Source organism: Nocardioides iriomotensis, assembly GCF_004168035.1.
Lineage (GTDB): Bacteria > Actinomycetota > Actinomycetes > Propionibacteriales > Nocardioidaceae > Nocardioides_B > Nocardioides_B iriomotensis.
Window position 1 is genome coordinate 1 of sequence record NZ_SDPU01000043.1, and the last position, 468, is coordinate 468.

1 protein-coding gene is annotated in these 468 nt (G+C 74.6%); it reads right to left on the minus strand.

Going from position 1 to position 468, the window contains the following annotated elements; translation table 11 throughout:
* On the minus strand, positions 1 to 468 hold a 468-nt coding region (locus ETU37_RS22885), incomplete at both ends, for a SigE family RNA polymerase sigma factor (RefSeq protein ID WP_129989803.1).

Sequence of the window (468 nt, forward strand, 5' to 3'; positions counted from 1 at the left end):
CCCGAGCTGGCGTTCGAGGGCGGTGAGGGCGCGGCTCGCGGTCGACTTCACGGTCCCGCGGCTGATCCCCATCGCCTCGGCGATCTGCCCCTCCGACAGGTCCGACCAGTACCGCAGCACCAGCACCTCACGCTGCCGCTCCGGCAACCGGTGCAGCGCCGCGATCACCTCCCGGTGCTCCTCGGCCAGCACCGCCCGCGACGACGGGTCCTCCGGGGCCACCTCGTGCGGCGCCACGTACGCCCGAGCGGTCCGGCGCCGCCGCAACGCCGACCGCGCGTTGTTCAGCACCGCCGTCCGCAGGTACGCCAACGCCTTGTCCGGGTCGTCCAGCCGGTGCGCCCGGCCCAGGAACCCCGCGAACGCGTCCTGCACGACGTCCTCGGCCGACTGCACGTCGTCGACGAGCAGCACCGCCAGCCGCACCAGACCCAACCGGTGCGCGGCGTACAACGCCACCGGGTCCGG